Annotated in this window: 15 protein-coding genes; 8 read left to right on the plus strand and 7 right to left on the minus strand. The window is 62.8% G+C overall.

Annotation, left to right across the window (positions count from 1 at the left end):
• Nucleotides 1–3: 3 nt before the first annotated feature.
• Nucleotides 4–858 (minus strand): AAA family ATPase, encoded by an 855-nt coding sequence (locus AC07RZ_RS05460; RefSeq protein WP_092394222.1) that lies wholly within the window; start codon nucleotides 856–858, stop codon nucleotides 4–6.
• Between the two features lie 134 nt (nucleotides 859–992).
• Between AC07RZ_RS05460 and AC07RZ_RS05465 the strand changes: the two genes are divergently transcribed.
• From AC07RZ_RS05465 to AC07RZ_RS05475, 3 genes are all read left to right on the plus strand, one after another.
• Entirely contained in the window at nucleotides 993–3,191 is a 2,199-nt protein-coding gene (locus AC07RZ_RS05465; RefSeq protein WP_494667203.1) for a site-specific recombinase, read from the plus strand.
• 417 nt (nucleotides 3,192–3,608) lie between these two features.
• Nucleotides 3,609–3,929, plus strand: a complete 321-nt coding sequence (locus AC07RZ_RS05470; protein WP_092394216.1) for a c-type cytochrome — start codon at nucleotides 3,609–3,611, stop codon at nucleotides 3,927–3,929.
• Between the two features lie 12 nt (nucleotides 3,930–3,941).
• Complete coding sequence (locus AC07RZ_RS05475) at nucleotides 3,942–4,292, plus strand: c-type cytochrome (protein WP_144736900.1); 351 nt, start codon at nucleotides 3,942–3,944, stop codon at nucleotides 4,290–4,292.
• 54 nt (nucleotides 4,293–4,346) lie between these two features.
• On the opposite strand, the gene AC07RZ_RS05480 is transcribed toward AC07RZ_RS05475, so the two are convergent.
• Together AC07RZ_RS05480 and AC07RZ_RS05485 are read right to left on the minus strand one after the other, a co-directional pair.
• Nucleotides 4,347–5,753 (minus strand): heavy metal sensor histidine kinase, encoded by a 1,407-nt coding sequence (locus tag AC07RZ_RS05480; protein WP_494667204.1) that lies wholly within the window; start codon nucleotides 5,751–5,753, stop codon nucleotides 4,347–4,349.
• Complete coding sequence (locus AC07RZ_RS05485) at nucleotides 5,750–6,421, minus strand: heavy metal response regulator transcription factor (RefSeq protein ID WP_144736896.1); 672 nt, start codon at nucleotides 6,419–6,421, stop codon at nucleotides 5,750–5,752. The genes AC07RZ_RS05480 and AC07RZ_RS05485 overlap by 4 nt, the downstream gene beginning before the upstream one ends.
• 221 nt (nucleotides 6,422–6,642) lie before the next feature.
• Here AC07RZ_RS05485 and AC07RZ_RS05490 point away from each other — a divergent pair, with 221 nt between their 5' ends.
• The 5 genes from AC07RZ_RS05490 to AC07RZ_RS05510 all read left to right on the plus strand — a co-directional run bounded on the left by AC07RZ_RS05490 (nucleotide 6,643) and on the right by AC07RZ_RS05510 (nucleotide 13,429).
• A complete protein-coding gene (locus tag AC07RZ_RS05490; RefSeq protein ID WP_494667205.1) occupies nucleotides 6,643–6,852 on the plus strand; it encodes a hypothetical protein in 210 nt (69 codons plus the stop codon).
• A 106-nt stretch (nucleotides 6,853–6,958) separates the two neighbouring features.
• A complete protein-coding gene (locus tag AC07RZ_RS05495) occupies nucleotides 6,959–7,228 on the plus strand; it encodes a DUF4148 domain-containing protein (RefSeq protein ID WP_494667206.1) in 270 nt (89 codons plus the stop codon).
• A gap of 81 nt (nucleotides 7,229–7,309) precedes the next feature.
• On the plus strand, nucleotides 7,310–8,605 hold the full coding sequence (locus AC07RZ_RS05500; RefSeq protein WP_494667207.1) for a TolC family protein: 1,296 nt from the start codon (nucleotides 7,310–7,312) through the stop codon (nucleotides 8,603–8,605).
• Nucleotides 8,606–8,650: 45 nt separating this feature from the next.
• Nucleotides 8,651–10,234 (plus strand): efflux RND transporter periplasmic adaptor subunit, encoded by a 1,584-nt coding sequence (locus AC07RZ_RS05505; RefSeq protein ID WP_494667208.1) that lies wholly within the window; start codon nucleotides 8,651–8,653, stop codon nucleotides 10,232–10,234.
• A 21-nt stretch (nucleotides 10,235–10,255) separates the two neighbouring features.
• Nucleotides 10,256–13,429 (plus strand): CusA/CzcA family heavy metal efflux RND transporter, encoded by a 3,174-nt coding sequence (locus AC07RZ_RS05510; protein WP_494667209.1) that lies wholly within the window; start codon nucleotides 10,256–10,258, stop codon nucleotides 13,427–13,429.
• 88 nt (nucleotides 13,430–13,517) lie between these two features.
• Here the strand turns inward: AC07RZ_RS05510 and AC07RZ_RS05515 are convergent, their stop codons facing one another.
• Genes AC07RZ_RS05515 through rsxB form a run of 4 tightly spaced genes read right to left on the minus strand, consistent with a single transcriptional unit; the run spans nucleotide 13,518 to nucleotide 16,024 of the window.
• Nucleotides 13,518–13,943, minus strand: a complete 426-nt coding sequence (locus AC07RZ_RS05515; protein WP_092394189.1) for a DUF1841 family protein — start codon at nucleotides 13,941–13,943, stop codon at nucleotides 13,518–13,520.
• Between the two features lie 5 nt (nucleotides 13,944–13,948).
• Entirely contained in the window at nucleotides 13,949–14,647 is a 699-nt protein-coding gene (locus tag AC07RZ_RS05520; RefSeq protein ID WP_494667210.1) for a VIT1/CCC1 transporter family protein, read from the minus strand.
• A 4-nt stretch (nucleotides 14,648–14,651) separates the two neighbouring features.
• Nucleotides 14,652–15,302, minus strand: coding sequence for an endonuclease III (nth, locus tag AC07RZ_RS05525; RefSeq protein WP_144736882.1), 651 nt, complete (start codon nucleotides 15,300–15,302; stop codon nucleotides 14,652–14,654).
• Nucleotides 15,299–16,024 (minus strand): electron transport complex subunit RsxB, encoded by a 726-nt coding sequence (gene rsxB, locus AC07RZ_RS05530; RefSeq protein WP_494667211.1) that lies wholly within the window; start codon nucleotides 16,022–16,024, stop codon nucleotides 15,299–15,301. The genes nth and rsxB overlap by 4 nt, the downstream gene beginning before the upstream one ends.
• Between the last annotated feature and the right edge of the window lie 93 nt (nucleotides 16,025–16,117).

Raw genomic sequence — 16,117 nt, forward strand, 5'->3', positions numbered from 1 at the left:
GATTTACCGGTTTTTCCTGGCCATGAACACCAGGCGTTCAAACAGATGCACATCTTGCTCGTTTTTCAGCAGGGCGCCGTGCAGCGGCGGCACTACGGCCTTGGCATCGCTGCTGTGCAAGGCTTCCGGCGGGATGTCTTCGGCCAGCAGCAGCTTGAGCCAGTCCAGCAGTTCCGAGGTCGAGGGTTTCTTTTTCAGGCCGGCGACGTCGCGCACCTGGTAGAAAGTTTCCAGCGCTTGCGCCAGCAGGTCTTTCTTCAGGTTGGGGAAGTGCACATTGACGATGTCCTGCATGGTCGCCTTGTCCGGAAACTTGATGTAATGGAAGAAACAGCGGCGCAGGAAAGCGTCCGGCAATTCCTTTTCATTGTTCGAGGTGATGATGACCAGCGGCCGATGCCTGGCGCGCACCATTTCACGTGTTTCATAAACGTAAAATTCCATGCGGTCCAGCTCGCGCAGCAAGTCGTTGGGGAACTCAATGTCGGCTTTGTCGATCTCATCGATCAGCAACACCACCTGTTCATCCGCGTTAAACGCTTGCCACAGGACACCTTTGACAATGTAGTTGTGGATGTCCTTGACCCTGGCGTCTCCCAGCTGCGAATCGCGCAGGCGCGATACGGCGTCGTATTCGTACAAACCTTGCTGGGCTTTTGTGGTCGACTTGATATGCCATTGCAGCAAGGGCATGTCGAGGGCGGCGGCCACTTCCTCCGCCAGCATGGTTTTGCCGGTGCCTGGTTCGCCCTTGATCAGCAGCGGCCTCTGCAGCGTCAGGGCTGCATTGACTGCCAGTTTCAAGTCGTCGGTGGCGACGTAGCTGGGGGAACTTTCAAAACGTGTCTCGGGTCGCATGTCGTTAGTGATGAGGAAGCATCAAGGAAGTAAACAAGGCCGAGTATAAACGAGATGGCCAATTGGCTGGCCCGGGCTCAAAAACGCATTGTCCTTACGAGGCGTGCATATCCTCACTGTTATAAGAATAGCCAATGAAAATTCTGTTTCTCCGCCTGCGGGTGATGTGGCGCCGGTTTCGACACGGCGAGCGGCACCTGGAGGCTGATAGCCGGCACTACGCCACCCAAGCCGACGCCTTGATGCGCCGCGCCAATCCGTTTTATTCCTGGCAGGAACGCGCCAACTGGATCATCGATATCGTCCAGTGGCTGCGCCACGTCCCCAAAGTCTCCATGCTCGACGAAGACGCCAGGCTGCGGGCCAAGCAGCAGCGCCTGCATTTCTTGCTGGAATGGCTGGACAGCAACCGCGACGTGCGGCGGGTGGTGCAAGCCACGCTGCAGAAAACCTTGCGCGAGGCAGCCGGGCCCGAACTGTTTTGCGCCACAGGCTTGCCGCATGAACCGGCGTTCTTCGGCGAGCTGACCGAACACGCGGTGAAGCTGGTGCTGCCGAAACCGCCGTTCGAGGCCGACCTGTCCGCTTTGTTTACCGCCTTGTTTCCAACCCCGGAAGATGCCGACTGGCTGCTGGCGCTGGACAGGCAAAGCGTGGCGCAAATCTGGAAACTGATCGCCGACGACGGCATCGCCCACAGTTACCAGCAGCAGATCGACGAGGCCCTGATCTACCTGGCGGCGACAGTGCTGGCCGACGGCATCAGCAAAGCCTTCCGCCAGAAGCTGGACCCGAAGATGCCCTTGCAGGCAACTCCGTTCATGGTGTTGCGGCGCGAGCTGGAAACCTACCTGTATGTCAGCCCGCGGGATGAAGCCGCCCTGCGCAGCGTGCGCATGCTGATCGCTGTCTGCCAGGCGCAGACCGACAGGATCTACGCCCACCTGGACGAGCACGGGGTGTCGGTCAGCCTGGTCTACCGGGTTGAACGCATGCGCGCCCAGCTGACGCGGATGGCGCTGCTGACTGACCTGCGCTCCGCGATTTTCGGCCACGATACCGAGCCGGGAGCAGGGCAGGTCCAGGCTCTGCTGGGAGACCTGATCGCCGCCCATCACCAGCGTTCTTCGGTGCGCGGGCTGATACAGCGCAGCTTCTCCCTGCTGGCGCGCAAGATGGTCGAGCGCAACGCCGACCACGGCGAGCACTACATCGCCCGCGACAGCAAGGAATACCGCGCCATGCTGAAGGCGGCCGGACGCGGCGGCGTCATCACGGCGTTTACCGTGCTGGGCAAATCCCTAGTGTCGGCGGTCGGCGCGGCGCGTTTCTTCGAGGGCCTGTTTGCGTCCCTGAATTATGCTGTCAGCTTCATGGCGATTTCCGCCGTCGGCGGTGTGCTGGCGACCAAGCAGCCGGCAGTCACGGCGCCGGTGCTGGCCTCCAAGATGGGACAGCTGGATACCGTAGAGGGCTTGCGCGCGCTGCTGAGCGAAATCGCCTTGCTCTTGCGTTCGCAAGCTGCCGCGGTGTTCGGCAACCTGATGGGCGTGGTGCCGGTGATGCTGCTGATTTCCGGCGCCATCCTGCTGGCTACCGACGCGCCGATGATGACTGCCGAGCACGCCAGCGCCAGTTTGCACAGCCTGTCGGTGATCGGGCCGACTCCCTTGTTTGCCGCTTTCACCGGGATCTTGCTGTGGCTGTCGAGCCTGGCCTCGGGTTTTGCCGACAACTGGTTTGCGCTGCGCCGCCTGCGCGAAGCGCTGACCCATCAGCGGCGCCTGGTATTCGTGCTGGGGGCGATGCGGGCCGAGCGCTGGGCTGCCTGGCTGGACCGCAACGTGGCGCAGATTGCCGGCAACGTTTTGCTCGGCCTGCTGCTGGGGATGACGCCGGTGCTGGCCCAGTTCTTCGGCCTGCCGCTGGATGTGCGCCATGTGACGCTGGCCACCGGCACGCTGACCGCGGCCGCCAGCAGCCTGGGCTGGGAAGCGCTGGCAACGCCGCAATTCTGGCTGGCGCTTGCCGGCATCGCCAGCATCGGCGTGTTGAATGTGGGCGTCTCGTTTGCCTGCGCGCTGACCCTGGCCTTGCGCGCGCGCGACGTGCCGGCGCGCATCCGGCGGCTGGTGTTCCGGGCGGTATTGCGCCGGTTCAGCGCCTCGCCGCGCTCCTTCCTGTTTCCCGAGCGGCCGGCGGCTCCAGCCGGCGCAGGAGCGCTGGCCGATGCAGCCACGGCTGGCATCGTCGACAGCGATCCCGCCGGGCCCGTGTCGCCGTCGGAGGCGTCGCCTCCGCGGCACCGCCAGCCCGGCAGCCGTCATGGATGAGGCGGCCGGCGCCGGCAAAAGCCGGCCAATGCGACGAAAAATGATTGTCCCGGTCCCGCAAATGCTGCGATTTTGGCATTGGCGGGCGTGGACTGTGCTTGTTTCTTGGGGTAAAATTAGCCGGTTTTGGTGTAGGGTGGCGACGGCAGTCGGCGTCGGGCAGGGCTACCTTGGCAATAAATGCCGCAGCATATGCAGCAAGGCATAGAGACTATATCTATGGCCTGTGCTGTATTTCCTGCAGTATTTGAGGCAATATTCGCGGCAAGTTCGCAGTAAAAGGCACCAGGAAAACTGAAGTGGGCTGAAGTGAGCCGTAATAAACGGCGCAGGGGCGGCGGGAGACACGCAGCCTGGGCTCGCAACAGGTTTTCCATGGTTCCTTAAACCGGTTTCGCTACAAATTACCCAGCTAATATGAAAAAACTAATTGCACTTCTCGCGCTCGCGAGTCTTGCCAACCTGGCCGCAGCCGCGGACGTGGTAGGCAACGCTAAGGCAGCTGAAAACAAGGTATCGATGTGTATCGGCTGCCACGGTATTCCCGGCTATAAAGCTACCTTCCCGGAAGTCTATCAAGTGCCCATGCTTGGCGGCCAGTCGGCAAAATATATCGAGAATGCACTGGCAGCCTACAAAAAAGGCGAACGCAAGATGCCAACCATGCGCGGCATCGCGGCCAGCCTGTCCGAGCAGGACATGGCGGACATCGCAGCTTATTACTCGCAGCAAAAATAAGGGACCCACATAATGAAAAAGATTTTTGCTGGCGTGGCGTTCCTGCTTTCCACCGCATTCATGCAAGCCCATGCCGCCGGGAACATCGCGGCGGGTGAAGCGGCTACGAAAAAATATGCCTGCGCGTCCTGCCACGGCGCCGATTTCCATACCCCGATCGATCCCAGCTATCCGAAGCTGGCCGGCCAGCCGCAGGATTACCTGCAGCATGCCTTGATCGCCTACCAGCGCGGCAGCGACGGCCCGAACGGCCGCAGCAATGCGATCATGGGCGGCCAGGCCAAGGCCCTGTCGCACCAGGAAGTGCAAGATATCGCTGCTTACCTGCACAGCTTGCCGACCACCCTGGTGCTGCGCAAATAAGGCTTATCCGCTTGCGGACAAAAAACCACGCAATCATCGTTGCGTGGTTTTTTTTCATTTGCCATCCGGGAAAAGCAGCGTGAATACGGTGGCCTGGTCCGCGCTGCGGTTCAGTTCAACCCGGCCGCCATGCAGTTTCATGATCGACTGTACGATAGCCAGCCCGAGGCCGGCCGATGAGGCTGAGTCGCTGCGCGCCGGATCGGCCCGGTAGAAGCGGTCAAACAGTCTCGGGATGGCCGAATCCGCGATCTGCGGACCCGGATTGCTGACCGTGACCACGGTTGCCCGTTCCACCTGCGCAGCTTCCAGCAGGATCGTCTGGCCTGCTTCGGTATAGCGGATCGCATTCGCGACCAGGTTGCTGATCGCGCGCCGCAACAGCATGGCGTCGGCCCGTACCTGGCCGGATGCGGCGATGCTCAGGCGTACGCCGCTGTCCTCCGCCACTCCTTCAAAATAGTCAGCGATGCGCTGCAGCTCCAGGCGGCAGTCGAGCTGCTCGAAGGCCAGCGCCACGTGCGCATGGTCGGCGCGCGCCAGGAACAGCATGTTGTCGAGCATGCGCGCCAGCCGCTCATATTCTTCCACGTTGGACACCAGCAGCCCCTGGTATTCTTCCGGCAAACGCGCCTGCGCCAGCGCGACCTGGGTTTGCACCATCAGGTTATTGATCGGCGTGCGCAAGTCGTGCGCGAGGTCGGCGGAAAACTGCGACAGGCGCTGGAAGCTGTCGTGCAGGCGATCCAGCATGCCGTTGAACGCCGCCACCAGCTGCTGCAATTCATACGGCGCGCTGGCTACGTCCAGGCCGCGGTCCAGGCGTTGCGCGGTGATGGAGTGCGCCTGCTGCGCGATCAGGCGGGCCGGGCGCAAGCCGCGCCGCACCAGCGCATAACCCAGCAGCGCCGCCAGGATTGCTCCCGACAGGGCCGCGCCGAGTATCTGCTTGCGATAGCCGGCCAGCATCTCGATGCTGTCGCTGGTGTTATGGGCGACGATGATCTGCATTTTTTCCCCGGTGCTGTCGATGCTGGCCCAGAGCGCCGTGGCCCGTACCGGCAAACCGGCCGAGGTGCGCAGGTTCTGCCTGGATTTTGCATCCGGCGCCTGGCCGACTGCAGTCATCGGCAGCGGCGGCAAGCTGCCGGCCTCGGGCCGCGTGTCCAGCAGCGGCGCGCCGTCGGCGCTGCGCAATATCAACAGCAGGTCGTCGTGGCCCAGCGTGGCGTCCATGAAGGAATGCGGGTCGTCGCGAATCGCCTGGACCGACCTGGCCTTGGCAGCCAGGTGCCGCATCAGCGTGATTTTTCCCATCAGCTCCTGGTCGTCGTGCTGTTCCAGCTGGCGCGCCAGCGAAAAATACAGGTAGCCGCCGACCAGGGTGAACGTGAGCAGGGTTGCCAGCGCAAACAATAGCGCCAGGCGTACGGTCAGCGAGCGCGGCGCCCGCAGTTTCAAGTCCGGTCCTCCAGCACGTAACCCATGCCGCGCACGGTATGGATCAGCGGCGGCGCATAGGGTTCGTCGATCTTGATGCGCAGGCGCCGGATGGCGACATCGACGACGTTGGTGTCGCTGTCGAAATTCATGTCCCACACCTGCGACGCAATCAGCGAGCGCGACAATACTTCGGACTGGCGCTTGGCCATCAGGTGCAGCAGGGAAAACTCTTTGGTGGTCAGGTCTATCCGTTCGCCGTTGCGCGTGACGCGCCGTTTCATCACATCGATTTCCATGTCGGCGATATGCAGCAGGTCCGATTCGCGGATCGGGCCGCGCCGCAACAGGGTGCGGATCCGCGCCACCAGTTCGGCAAATGCGAAGGGCTTGACCAGGTAGTCGTCCGCGCCCAGTTCCAGGCCCTTGATGCGGTCGTCGACTTCGTCGCGCGCGGTCAGGAACAGCACCGGCGTCGAATGGGTCTTGCGCAGTTCGCTGATCACCAGCCAGCCGTCCATGCCGGGCAGCATGACGTCGAGCACGATCAGGTCGTAGTCTTCCGTGGTGGCGCAGTGCAGGCCGTCGGCGCCGGTGCGCACCCAGTCCACCACATAGCCGGATTCGCTCAATCCTTTGCGCAGGTATTCGCCTGCCTTGGGTTCGTCTTCCACCAACAGGATGCGCATATATCGCCCTTCCGCTTGCGTGTGTTGTTGCTGCCTACCGCCGATTATCTTACAGAACCCGGCAGCGGTGGATTACAAAAGCGTAATCCAGCCGTCACCTTCCGGTTTCCGTCCCCTTCCTACACTTGGCTTTAACGATACGGCCCCGGCAAACGATTCGATGCATCTTCGCAGGCGGGGACTGTGCCGTTGAACTCTTTCTTAATTTTCTGGAGATTGAAATGAACGCTAAACAAATATTCGCCGTACTGACTTTGATGGCCGCCAGCGGCGCCGCATTGGCGCAGGCGCCTGCCGCCGACAAGCAGGCGGCTCCGGCCAACGCCGAAACCGCAAAGGAAACGGGCAACGCGGCCGCCGGCAAGAACAAGTCCGGCTCGCATGACCACAAGCAAGACGGCCCGAAAAAATCGATTTATTCCGGCGCCTGAACCTGGGCGTCAATCTAAACCGTAATTACCCATCGCTCCGACGCAGTGGCCGCGCCGATATCGCCGGCTGGCCGTTGGAGTGTTTCCAGACGAAATGGAGAAGCAGATGAAGATCAAAAAAATGTCCGTCGTAGTTGTCCTGCTGGCTGCGGCCGGCGGCGTGATGGCCCAGCCTGCGCCGCCAGCCGCGGGAAAAACCCGCGCGGAAGTGGTGCGCGAACTGGAGCAGGCGCGCGCCGCCGGCCAGATGTCGGTGGCGGATGCCCATTATCCGAAAACGCCGGCGGGCGGCAGCAAAGGCGGCACGGCGGCGCCGTCGGAACCGGTGGCAGATGAATCGCACCAGAAGGTCGATCCAGCCTACGCCGGCAATTGAGCCATGCCGCGGATTTCATGGCGCGGGCCTGGCGAGCCGTTTGCCCTGCAGGCCGGCATAGCTGTTTTTGGGGAGTAGGGTATGTATAAGCTTTTCTTGCCGCTCGGTCTGGCGGCATTGGCTTGCCAGCCTTCGTTGGCGCAGGAAGCAAAACCGGCGGCCGCACCGCCGGTCATCGATTACAGGCTGCCGCCGCTCAAGAGCAGCGATGCCGGCAGCCGGCTGACGCTGGAACAGGCGCTGGCGCAGGCATTCAAGAGCAATCCGGAACTGGCAGCGGCGGTGCTGGAAGTCGCCGCCGTAGATGCTTCCGTGCTGCAAGCCGGCGCCAGGCCCAATCCGGAGCTGTCGACCTTGCTGGAGGACACGCGCAAGGTGACCCGGACCACCACCATACAATTGAACCAGGCGCTGGAGCTGGGCGGCAAACGCGGTGCGCGGATTGCCGCCGCGGAGAAAGGCCGGGATGCCGCCAAGGCGGACCTGCTGGCCAAACGCGCCGACATACAGGCGGCGGTAGTCGCTGCTTACTTTGCCGTGCTGGAAGCGCAGGAGAACCTGCAGCTGCTGCAAAGCTCCCTGCAGCTGGCGCAACGAGCCACCGCCCTCACCGCGAAGCGGGTGAGCGCCGGCAAGGTGGCGCCGATCGAAGAGACCAAGGCGCGGGTTGCCGAAGCCGGCGTCCAGGTCGAACTGCAGCAGGCCGGCAGCGCCTTGAATATCGCGCGCCGGCGCCTGGCCGCTACCTGGGGCGACAGCAGCCCCGCTTTTGCCGCCGTCGACGGCGAAATCAACGATCTGCCGGCGCTTCCTGCCATCGAAACATTGCAGGCGCGCCTGCGGGATTCGCCTGCTTATGCCAGGGCGCGGCTGGAAGTGGAGCGCCGCCAGGCCATGGCCGAGCTGGAGCGCCGCCGCCGGATTCCCGATGTTACCGTCAGCATCGGCAGCAAGCGGGCCGAGGAGATCGGCCGCAACCAAATGATCATCGGCTTGTCGATGCCGATTCCCGTGTTTGACCGCAACCAAGGCAACCTGCTGGAAGCCTTGCGCCGCACCGACAAGGCCCGCGACGAACAGAAAAGCGCTGAACTGCGCCTCAACGGCGAACTGGCGGACGCCTATGAACGGCTGAAGCTGGGGCGGCAGCAAGTGGTGGCGCTGCAGGATGAAATCCTGCCGGCCGCTCAGAACACCTACGACATCGCCACCAAGGGTTTTGAGCTCGGCAAATTCAGTTTCCTGGAAGTGCTGGACGCGCAGCGCGTGCTGTTCCAGGCCAAGTCGCAGGCCCTGCGCGCACTTGCAGATATCCATCGCGCCGCCGCCGAAATCGAGCGCGTGCTGGGAACCTTTCCGTCAACCGGCCCCTTGTAGTCGGCAAATCAATCAGCCTATCAATCAGCTTATGAAGCAGCCAATATGAACATCAATCTGAGCAAAAGCAAAGCTATCGCGGCCGGCGTCGCGGCGATTATTGTGCTGGCAGCCGCGGGCATATACCTGGGTGGCGGCAGCAACGGCGGCGACAAGCCGGATGACAGCTCGCACAGGGAGGCGGCTGCGCACGCGGATGCCGAACACCACGGAGAAAAGGCATCCGAGAAACATGGCCACGACAGCCAGCATGCGGACGGCGAACACCACCCGGCAGGCGCGGCCGCAAGCGCCGGCCCGCATGGCGGGAAATTGTATGCTGAGGACAAGCTGGCGCTGGAGGTAAGCATGATGGAGGCCGCGGGCGAAGCGCGGCTCCAGGTCTGGCTGTTCAATGACGGCAAGCCGTTGGCGCCCGACGCGGCGAAGCTGGAGCTGGTATTGACCAGGCCGGATGGCGAAGTCCAGGAAATCGGCTTCACGCCGGAAAAGGATTTCCTCAGGAGCGCCGTACCGATAGCCGAACCGCATGTGTTTGAGGCCAGGCTGCAGCTGCAATACGGCAAGCAGGCCATGCAAGCCAGGTTTGCCCAGGAAGAAGGCAAGGTCGAGCTGGACCAGGCCCAGGTTGCCGCGTCCGGCGTCAAGCTGGAGAGCGCCGGCGCCGCCAAGGTCAAGACGTCGATCACCTTGCCGGGAGAGATCCGCTTCAATGAAGACAAGACAGCCCACGTAGTGCCGCGCCTGGCGGGAGTAGTCGAGCAGGTGGCGGTGAGTCTTGGGCAGCAGGTCAAGAAGGGACAGCTGCTGGCGGTGGTGGCCAGCACCGGCCTGGCGGAACAGCGCAGCGAATTGCTGGCGGCGCAGAAGCGCTTCACGTTTGCGCGCACTACCTATGAACGTGAAAAAAAGCTATGGCAAGAAAAGATCTCCGCCGAGCAGGATTACCAGCAAGCACGGCAAGTCATGAACGAGGCTGAAATCGCCTTGCAGAATGCGCGCCAGAAGCTCGATGTGCTGGGCACAGGGACCGGCAGTCCAGGCGCCTTGAACCGCTATGAGATCCGGGCGCCGTTCAATGGCCTGGTGACCGAGAAACACATTGCGCTGGGCGAGGCGGTAGCGGCAGACGCCAGCATTTTCACGGTCTCCGACTTGTCCACCGTGTGGGCCGAGATCATCGTGCCGGCCAAGGACCTGAACCTGGTGCGGCTGGGCGAAAAGGCCAGGATCAGCGCCACCGCCTTCGAGTCGACGGCGAGCGGCAGCATTTCCTACGTCGGCGCGCTGCTGGGCGAACAGACCCGCACCGCCAAGGCGCGGGTCACCCTGGCCAATCCCGACATGGCCTGGCGGCCGGGGCTGTTTGTCAATGTCGAGGTGGTTTCCAGCGATGCCGAGGTAGCGGTGGCGGTGCAGCCGCAGGCGATCCAGAGCGTCGACGACAAGCAGGTGGTGTTTGTCCGCATCGCCGACGGGTTCATGGTGCAGCCGGTGACCGCCGGCCGCGCCGACAGCCAGCACGTGGAGATCGTCAAGGGACTGAAGGCGGGCGCACGCTATGCGGCCGAAGGCAGTTTCGTCCTCAAATCGGAACTCGGCAAGAGCAGCGCCGAGCACGCACATTGATGAAGCAAAGGATCCGATCCCATGTTTGAACGCATCATACGTTTCTCGATCGAGCAGCGCTGGCTGATCATGCTGGCCGTGTTTGCGATGGCGGCGCTCGGCATCTACAACTACCAGAAACTGCCGATCGATGCGGTGCCTGACATTACCAACGTCCAGGTGCAGATCAATACCGCTGCGCCCGGCTATTCGCCGCTGGAAACCGAACAGCGCGTGACCTTTCCGATAGAAACGGTGATGTCGGGCTTGCCGCACCTGCAGCAGACGCGTTCGCTGTCGCGCTACGGCCTGTCGCAAGTGACCGTGATTTTCAAGGATGGCACCGATATCTATTTTGCGCGCCAGATGGTGAATGAGCGGATCCAGGAGGCGAAGGGCAAGCTGCCGGCGGGCGTGACGCCGGCGATGGGGCCGATTTCCAGCGGCCTGGGAGAAATTTACCTGTGGACGGTGGAAGCGAAGGACGGCGCCAAAAAAGCCGACGGCAGCGCCTACACCGCGACCGACCTGCGCGAAATCCAGGACTGGATCATCAAGCCGCAGCTGCGCAATGTCAGCGGCGTCACCGAGATCAATTCGATCGGCGGCTTCGCCAAGGAATACCAGGTGGCGCCGGTGCCGGAGAAGCTGGCGTCCTACGGCCTGACCCTGCAGGATATCGTCACAGCGCTGGACCGCAACAACAGCAACGTCGGCGCCGGCTATATCGAAAAGCGCGGCGAACAACTGTTGATCAGGGCGCCCGGCCAGGTGCAGTCGATGGAGGACATGCGTAACATCATCCTCGGCAATGTGCAGGGCGTGCCGATCCGTATCCGCGATATCGGCGAGGTAGCCATCGGCCGCGAATTGCGCACCGGCGCCGCCACCGAAAACGGCCGCGAGGTCGTGCTGGGCACGGTATTCATGCTGATCGGCGAAAACAGCCGCGCGGTCTCGCAGGCGGTCGACCGCAAGATGGTGGAAATCAACCGCAGCCTGCCGGCCGGGGTCGAGGCGGTCACGGTCTACGACCGCACGGTGCTGGTCGACAAGGCGATCAATACGGTCAGGAAGAACCTGCTGGAAGGCGCGATCCTGGTGATCGCCATCCTGTTCATGTTCCTTGGGAACATGCGCGCCGCGATCATTACCGCGATGGTGATCCCGCTGTCGATGCTGTTTACCTTTACCGGCATGGTCCAGTACAAGGTGAGCGCCAACCTGCTCAGCCTGGGCGCGCTCGATTTCGGCATCATCATCGATGGCGCCGTGGTCATCGTCGAAAACTGCGTGCGGCGCCTGGCCCATGCGCAAGCCCACCATGGCCGGCCGCTGACCCGCAGCGAGCGCTTCCATGAGGTGTTCGCCGCTTCCAGGGAAGCACGCCGTCCTTTGCTGTTCGGCCAGGTCATCATCATGGTGGTTTACCTGCCGATCTTTGCGCTGACCGGCGTCGAAGGCAAGATGTTCAATCCCATGGCCTTGACGGTGGTGATCGCCCTGGTCGGCGCAATGATCCTGTCGATTACCTTTATCCCGGCGGCGGTAGCGCTGTTCATCGGCAAGCGCGTGGCGGAAAGCGAAAATTTCCTGATGCGCGGCGCCAAGCGTATTTACGCACCGGTGCTGGAATGGGTGATGCAGCGCAAAGCCATGGTGCTAGGCGGTGCGCTGGCGGTGCTGCTGCTGTCCGGTCTGCTGGCGACCCGCCTTGGCAGCGAGTTCGTGCCTAGCCTGAATGAGGGCGACATGGCGATCCAGGCGCTGCGCATCCCCGGCACCAGCCTGACGCAATCGCTGGAAATGCAAAAGCAGATCGAGCGCACGCTGAAGCGGCAGTTTCCCGAGATAGAGCGGGTATTCGCCCGCACCGGGACCGCGGAAATCGCTTCCGATCCGATGCCGCCGAACATATCGGACGGCTACATCATGCTCAAGCCGGAAGCTGATTGGCCCAAGCCGAAGAAAACGCGGCCCGAACTGCTGGCGGCCATCCAGGAATCCGCCGGCAAGATTCCCGGCAATAACTATGAGTTTTCGCAACCGATACAGCTGCGTTTCAACGAACTGATTTCCGGCGTGCGCAGCGACGTCGCCGTCAAGATATTCGGCGACGACATGGCAGTCCTGAACGATACCGCCGACAAGGTTTCGACCGTGCTGGGCAAGATCGCCGGTGCTGCGGAAGTGAAGATTGAGCAGACGTCAGGGCTGCCCATGCTGACGGTGAATATCGACCGCGACAAGACCGCCCGCTACGGCCTGAACGTCGCCGACGTGCAGGATGTGGTGGCCACCGCAATCGGCGGCAAGGAAGCCGGCACCCTGTTCCAGGGCGACCGCCGTTTCGATATCGTGGTGCGGTTGCCGGAGGAGTTGCGCAGCGACCTGGAAGCCTTCAGGCGCCTGCCGATATCCCTGCCGCGCAGCGCCGGCGGAGAAGGCCGCACAAGCTATATCCCGCTGGGCGAAGTGGCCAGCCTGGAGCTGGCTCCCGGGCCGAACCAGATCAGCCGGGAAAACGGCAAGCGGCGGATCGTGGTGAGCGCCAATGTGCGCGGCCGCGACATCGGCTCGTTCGTGGCCGAGGCCGAAGGCAAGCTGCAGCAGCAAGTGAAGATCCCGCCCGGCTACTGGACCAGCTGGGGCGGCCAGTTCGAGCAGCTGCAATCGGCCAGCCAGCGCCTGCAGATCGTGATCCCGGTCGCCTTGCTGCTGGTATTCACGCTGCTGTTCGCCATGTTCGGCAATATCAAGGATGGCTTGCTGGTATTCAGCGGCATTCCGTTTGCCTTGACCGGCGGCATTGTCGCCTTGTGGCTGCGCGGGATTCCCCTGTCGATTTCGGCGGCAGTCGGGTTTATCGCGCTGTGCGGGGTGGCAGTGCTGAACGGCCTGGTGATGATTGCTTTCATCCGCGGCTTGCGGGAAGACGGCCGCAACCTGGAGACGGCGATCCGCGAAGGTGCGCTGACCCGCTTGCGGCCGGTGCTGATGACGGCGCTGGTGGCGTCCCTGGGTTTTGTGCCGATGGCGATTGCTACCGGCACCGGGGCGGAAGTGCAGCGGCCGCTGGCAACGGTGGTGATCGGAGGAATCCTGTCGTCGACCATCCTGACCTTGCTGGTGCTGCCGATCCTGTACCAGCTGTTCCATCGCCGCGACGAAGGCGAAGACGGCAAAACCGCCGAAGGGACCGCCGTCCCGCATTGAATTCGCCAAGCCTCGGTTCCCTGCCCAAATCTCCTTGGGTTTGCGCCTGGAAAACATCCAGGCGTTTTTTTTGCAGGATAGAACCGCGTTAAACGCGTTTCCTGACGCAGTCGATATAGGCAGCGCCATCCGGCGGCAAGCCGCTGCGTTGCGAATTCCAGATCATCTCGCCCAGGCATTCCATGATGTGATGGTGGGCTTCGTGTTCCGATTGCAGGCGTTGCGTCAAGGCAGTGGCGGCGGCGCGTATGCCTGGCGGCTGGTCGATCGAGATCTGCTCGGCGATAGACAAATGCATGGACAGGTGCAGGAAGGGATTGGTCTGGCCGTTCTCGACCGAGTAGTCGGCGCCCAGCGCGGCGTCGACGTCCTTCAGGTCGTCGTCATACTCGGGATGCTGTTTCAGCCAGTCGCTGGCGATGGCTTCCAGCGGCGTCAGGATTTCATTGGCGCGGTGCTTGCGGTAGGTTTCGCAAAAAAAGCGCCGCACGTCGTCTTGGGATGGATTGAACATGGTGGTTAGCTGATCAGTCTGGCGATGCCGAAAGCGACGGCCGCGGCCAGGCCGCCGACCATCAGGGTTTGCAATGCCGATTTGACGGCGCCGGTGCCGGTGACGCTGCCTTTCAGGTAGCCGAAGACAAACAGCGCCAGCAGCGTGACCACGGTAGAGGCGGCGAGCGCGCGCGGGATGGATGTCATCAGCATGTAGGGCGCGAGCGGGATCAGGCCGCCGACCAGGTAAGACAGGGCGATGGTGACCGCGCTCTTCCTGGCTGCGGCCGGCCGCGGTTCTTCCAGGCCGAGTTCAAAGCGCATCATGAAATCGCGCCAGGCGACCGGGTTGCGTTCCAGTCCGGCCAGCATTGGTTCGCATTCCTGTTTGGTCACGCCATACTGGGCCATGATGTCGATCACTTCCTTGCGCTCGCGATGCGGCACGTTCAGGATTTCCTGTTCTTCGCGCTCGCGCTCGGCGTAGTAATGCTGGCGCTGGGTGCGTCCCGCCAGGTAGCCGCCCAGGCCCATGGCGATCGAACCGGCGGCAATTTCGGCGACGCCCGCGGTGACCACGATATCGATGCCGACAGCGGCGCCGCTGATGCCGGCAGCCAGCGCAAACGGCACCGTCAGGCCGTCGGCCATGCCGATGACGATGTCGCGCACGGTGTCGCTGGCTTCGAAGTGGTGTTCGGTATGCGGATGAGAATGCTGCATGGCTTTATATCCCTTTTTCCGGCAACGGTGTTTTCGCCTTGAAATCGCACAGGTCGGCAATGCTGCAGTTCCAGCATAGCGGTTTGCGGGCAATGCAGGTGTAGCGTCCATGCAGGATCAGCCAGTGATGGGCGTCCAGCAGGAACTCGGCGGGCACCAGTTTCATCAGCTTGTGTTCGACCGCATCCACATCCTTGCCCGGCGCGATCCCGGTGCGGTTGGAGACCCGGAAGATATGGGTGTCGACGGCAATCGTCGGCACCCCGAAAGCGGTATTGAGCACCACGTTGGCGGTCTTGCGTCCGACCCCGGGCAGCGCCTCCAGCTGTTCTCGGGTGCGCGGCACCTGGCCGTCGTGCAGGGCCACCAGCATGCGGCAGGTTTCGATCACGTTCTTGGCCTTGGTGCGGTACAGGCCGATGGTCTGGATGTATGGAATCAGGCCGTCGACGCCGAGTGCGTAGATTTGCGCCGGCGTATTGGCGACCGGGTACAGCTTGCGCGTCGCCTTGTTGACCGAGACGTCGGTGGCCTGCGCCGACAGGATCACCGAGATCAGCAATTCAAACGGCGTGGTGTATTCCAGTTCGGTGGTCGGATGCGGCAGGGCGGCGCGCAGGCGGGTGAATATTTCCCGGCGTTTTTCGGCATTCATTGCGAGTCCTTGGCAGCCTGTTCTGCTTGTTGTTCTTTCTTCAGCCGGGCACGTTCGATGGCGGCCTGGATGATGGCTTTCTTGCGTTGCTGTTCGGCTTTCTGCTCGGGCGTTGCGGCGGATTCTGCGGCAACCGCCTTGAGTTTTTCCGCAGCCTTGGCCGCCAGGCGCTCATCGTTTTCCCGCTTCTCGCGCGCCAGCCTGAACAGATGGAAATCGTGGCGGGCGCGGGCGCCGTCGGCTTGCTGCTGGGTCCATGCATCCCAGCCGGTAGCCGGGCCGCTCGTTTCGACCATGGTGATGCAGTCGACCGGGCAAGGGGCCACGCACAGGTCGCAGCCGGTGCACAGATCGTTGATGACCGTGTGCATCTGCTTGGCGGCGCCGGCGATGGCGTCGACTGGACAAGCCTGGATACAGAGCGTGCAGCCGATGCAGGCGGCTTCGTCGATGACCGCCAGCGGCCGCGGCCGTTCGGCGCCGTTGGCCGGGTTGAGCGGGATGGCGGGCTTGTGCAGCAACTGCGCCAGCCGGGCCACGCCTTGCTGGCCGCCAGGCGGGCACTGGTTATAGCCGGCGCTGCCGTCGGCGACGGCTTCGGCGTAGGGACGGCAAGCCGGATAGCCGCACTTGGTGCATTGCGTCTGCGGCAGCAGCGCTTCGATACGGTCGGCGAGGGAAGGCGAGGACACGGGCGGCAGGGAGCTGGGTGATGACAACATGGGGCATATTATACCGGCGCCGCGCCGAATAAAAAAAACCGCTCCCGGCGAAGGAGCGGTTTTTGCAGCGGATTTACCGGATCGGCAGAGGAC

Source organism: Collimonas sp. GW821-FHT07E08 (assembly GCF_059418905.1).

Bases quoted from the DNA above. Each gene is read 5' to 3' on its own strand.
- AC07RZ_RS05460 (WP_092394222.1), bottom strand. From the start codon at position 858: ATGCGACCCGAGACACGTTTTGAAAGTTCCCCCAGCTACGTCGCCACC.
- AC07RZ_RS05465 (WP_494667203.1), top strand. From the start codon at position 993: ATGAAAATTCTGTTTCTCCGCCTGCGGGTGATGTGGCGCCGGTTTCGA.
- AC07RZ_RS05470 (WP_092394216.1), top strand. From the start codon at position 3,609: ATGAAAAAACTAATTGCACTTCTCGCGCTCGCGAGTCTTGCCAACCTG.
- AC07RZ_RS05475 (WP_144736900.1), top strand. From the start codon at position 3,942: ATGAAAAAGATTTTTGCTGGCGTGGCGTTCCTGCTTTCCACCGCATTC.
- AC07RZ_RS05485 (WP_144736896.1), bottom strand. From the start codon at position 6,421: ATGCGCATCCTGTTGGTGGAAGACGAACCCAAGGCAGGCGAATACCTG.
- AC07RZ_RS05490 (WP_494667205.1), top strand. From the start codon at position 6,643: ATGAACGCTAAACAAATATTCGCCGTACTGACTTTGATGGCCGCCAGC.
- AC07RZ_RS05495 (WP_494667206.1), top strand. From the start codon at position 6,959: ATGAAGATCAAAAAAATGTCCGTCGTAGTTGTCCTGCTGGCTGCGGCC.
- AC07RZ_RS05500 (WP_494667207.1), top strand. From the start codon at position 7,310: ATGTATAAGCTTTTCTTGCCGCTCGGTCTGGCGGCATTGGCTTGCCAG.
- AC07RZ_RS05505 (WP_494667208.1), top strand. From the start codon at position 8,651: ATGAACATCAATCTGAGCAAAAGCAAAGCTATCGCGGCCGGCGTCGCG.
- AC07RZ_RS05510 (WP_494667209.1), top strand. From the start codon at position 10,256: ATGTTTGAACGCATCATACGTTTCTCGATCGAGCAGCGCTGGCTGATC.
- AC07RZ_RS05515 (WP_092394189.1), bottom strand. From the start codon at position 13,943: ATGTTCAATCCATCCCAAGACGACGTGCGGCGCTTTTTTTGCGAAACC.
- AC07RZ_RS05520 (WP_494667210.1), bottom strand. From the start codon at position 14,647: ATGCAGCATTCTCATCCGCATACCGAACACCACTTCGAAGCCAGCGAC.
- nth (WP_144736882.1), bottom strand. From the start codon at position 15,302: ATGAATGCCGAAAAACGCCGGGAAATATTCACCCGCCTGCGCGCCGCC.
- rsxB (WP_494667211.1), bottom strand. From the start codon at position 16,024: ATGTTGTCATCACCCAGCTCCCTGCCGCCCGTGTCCTCGCCTTCCCTC.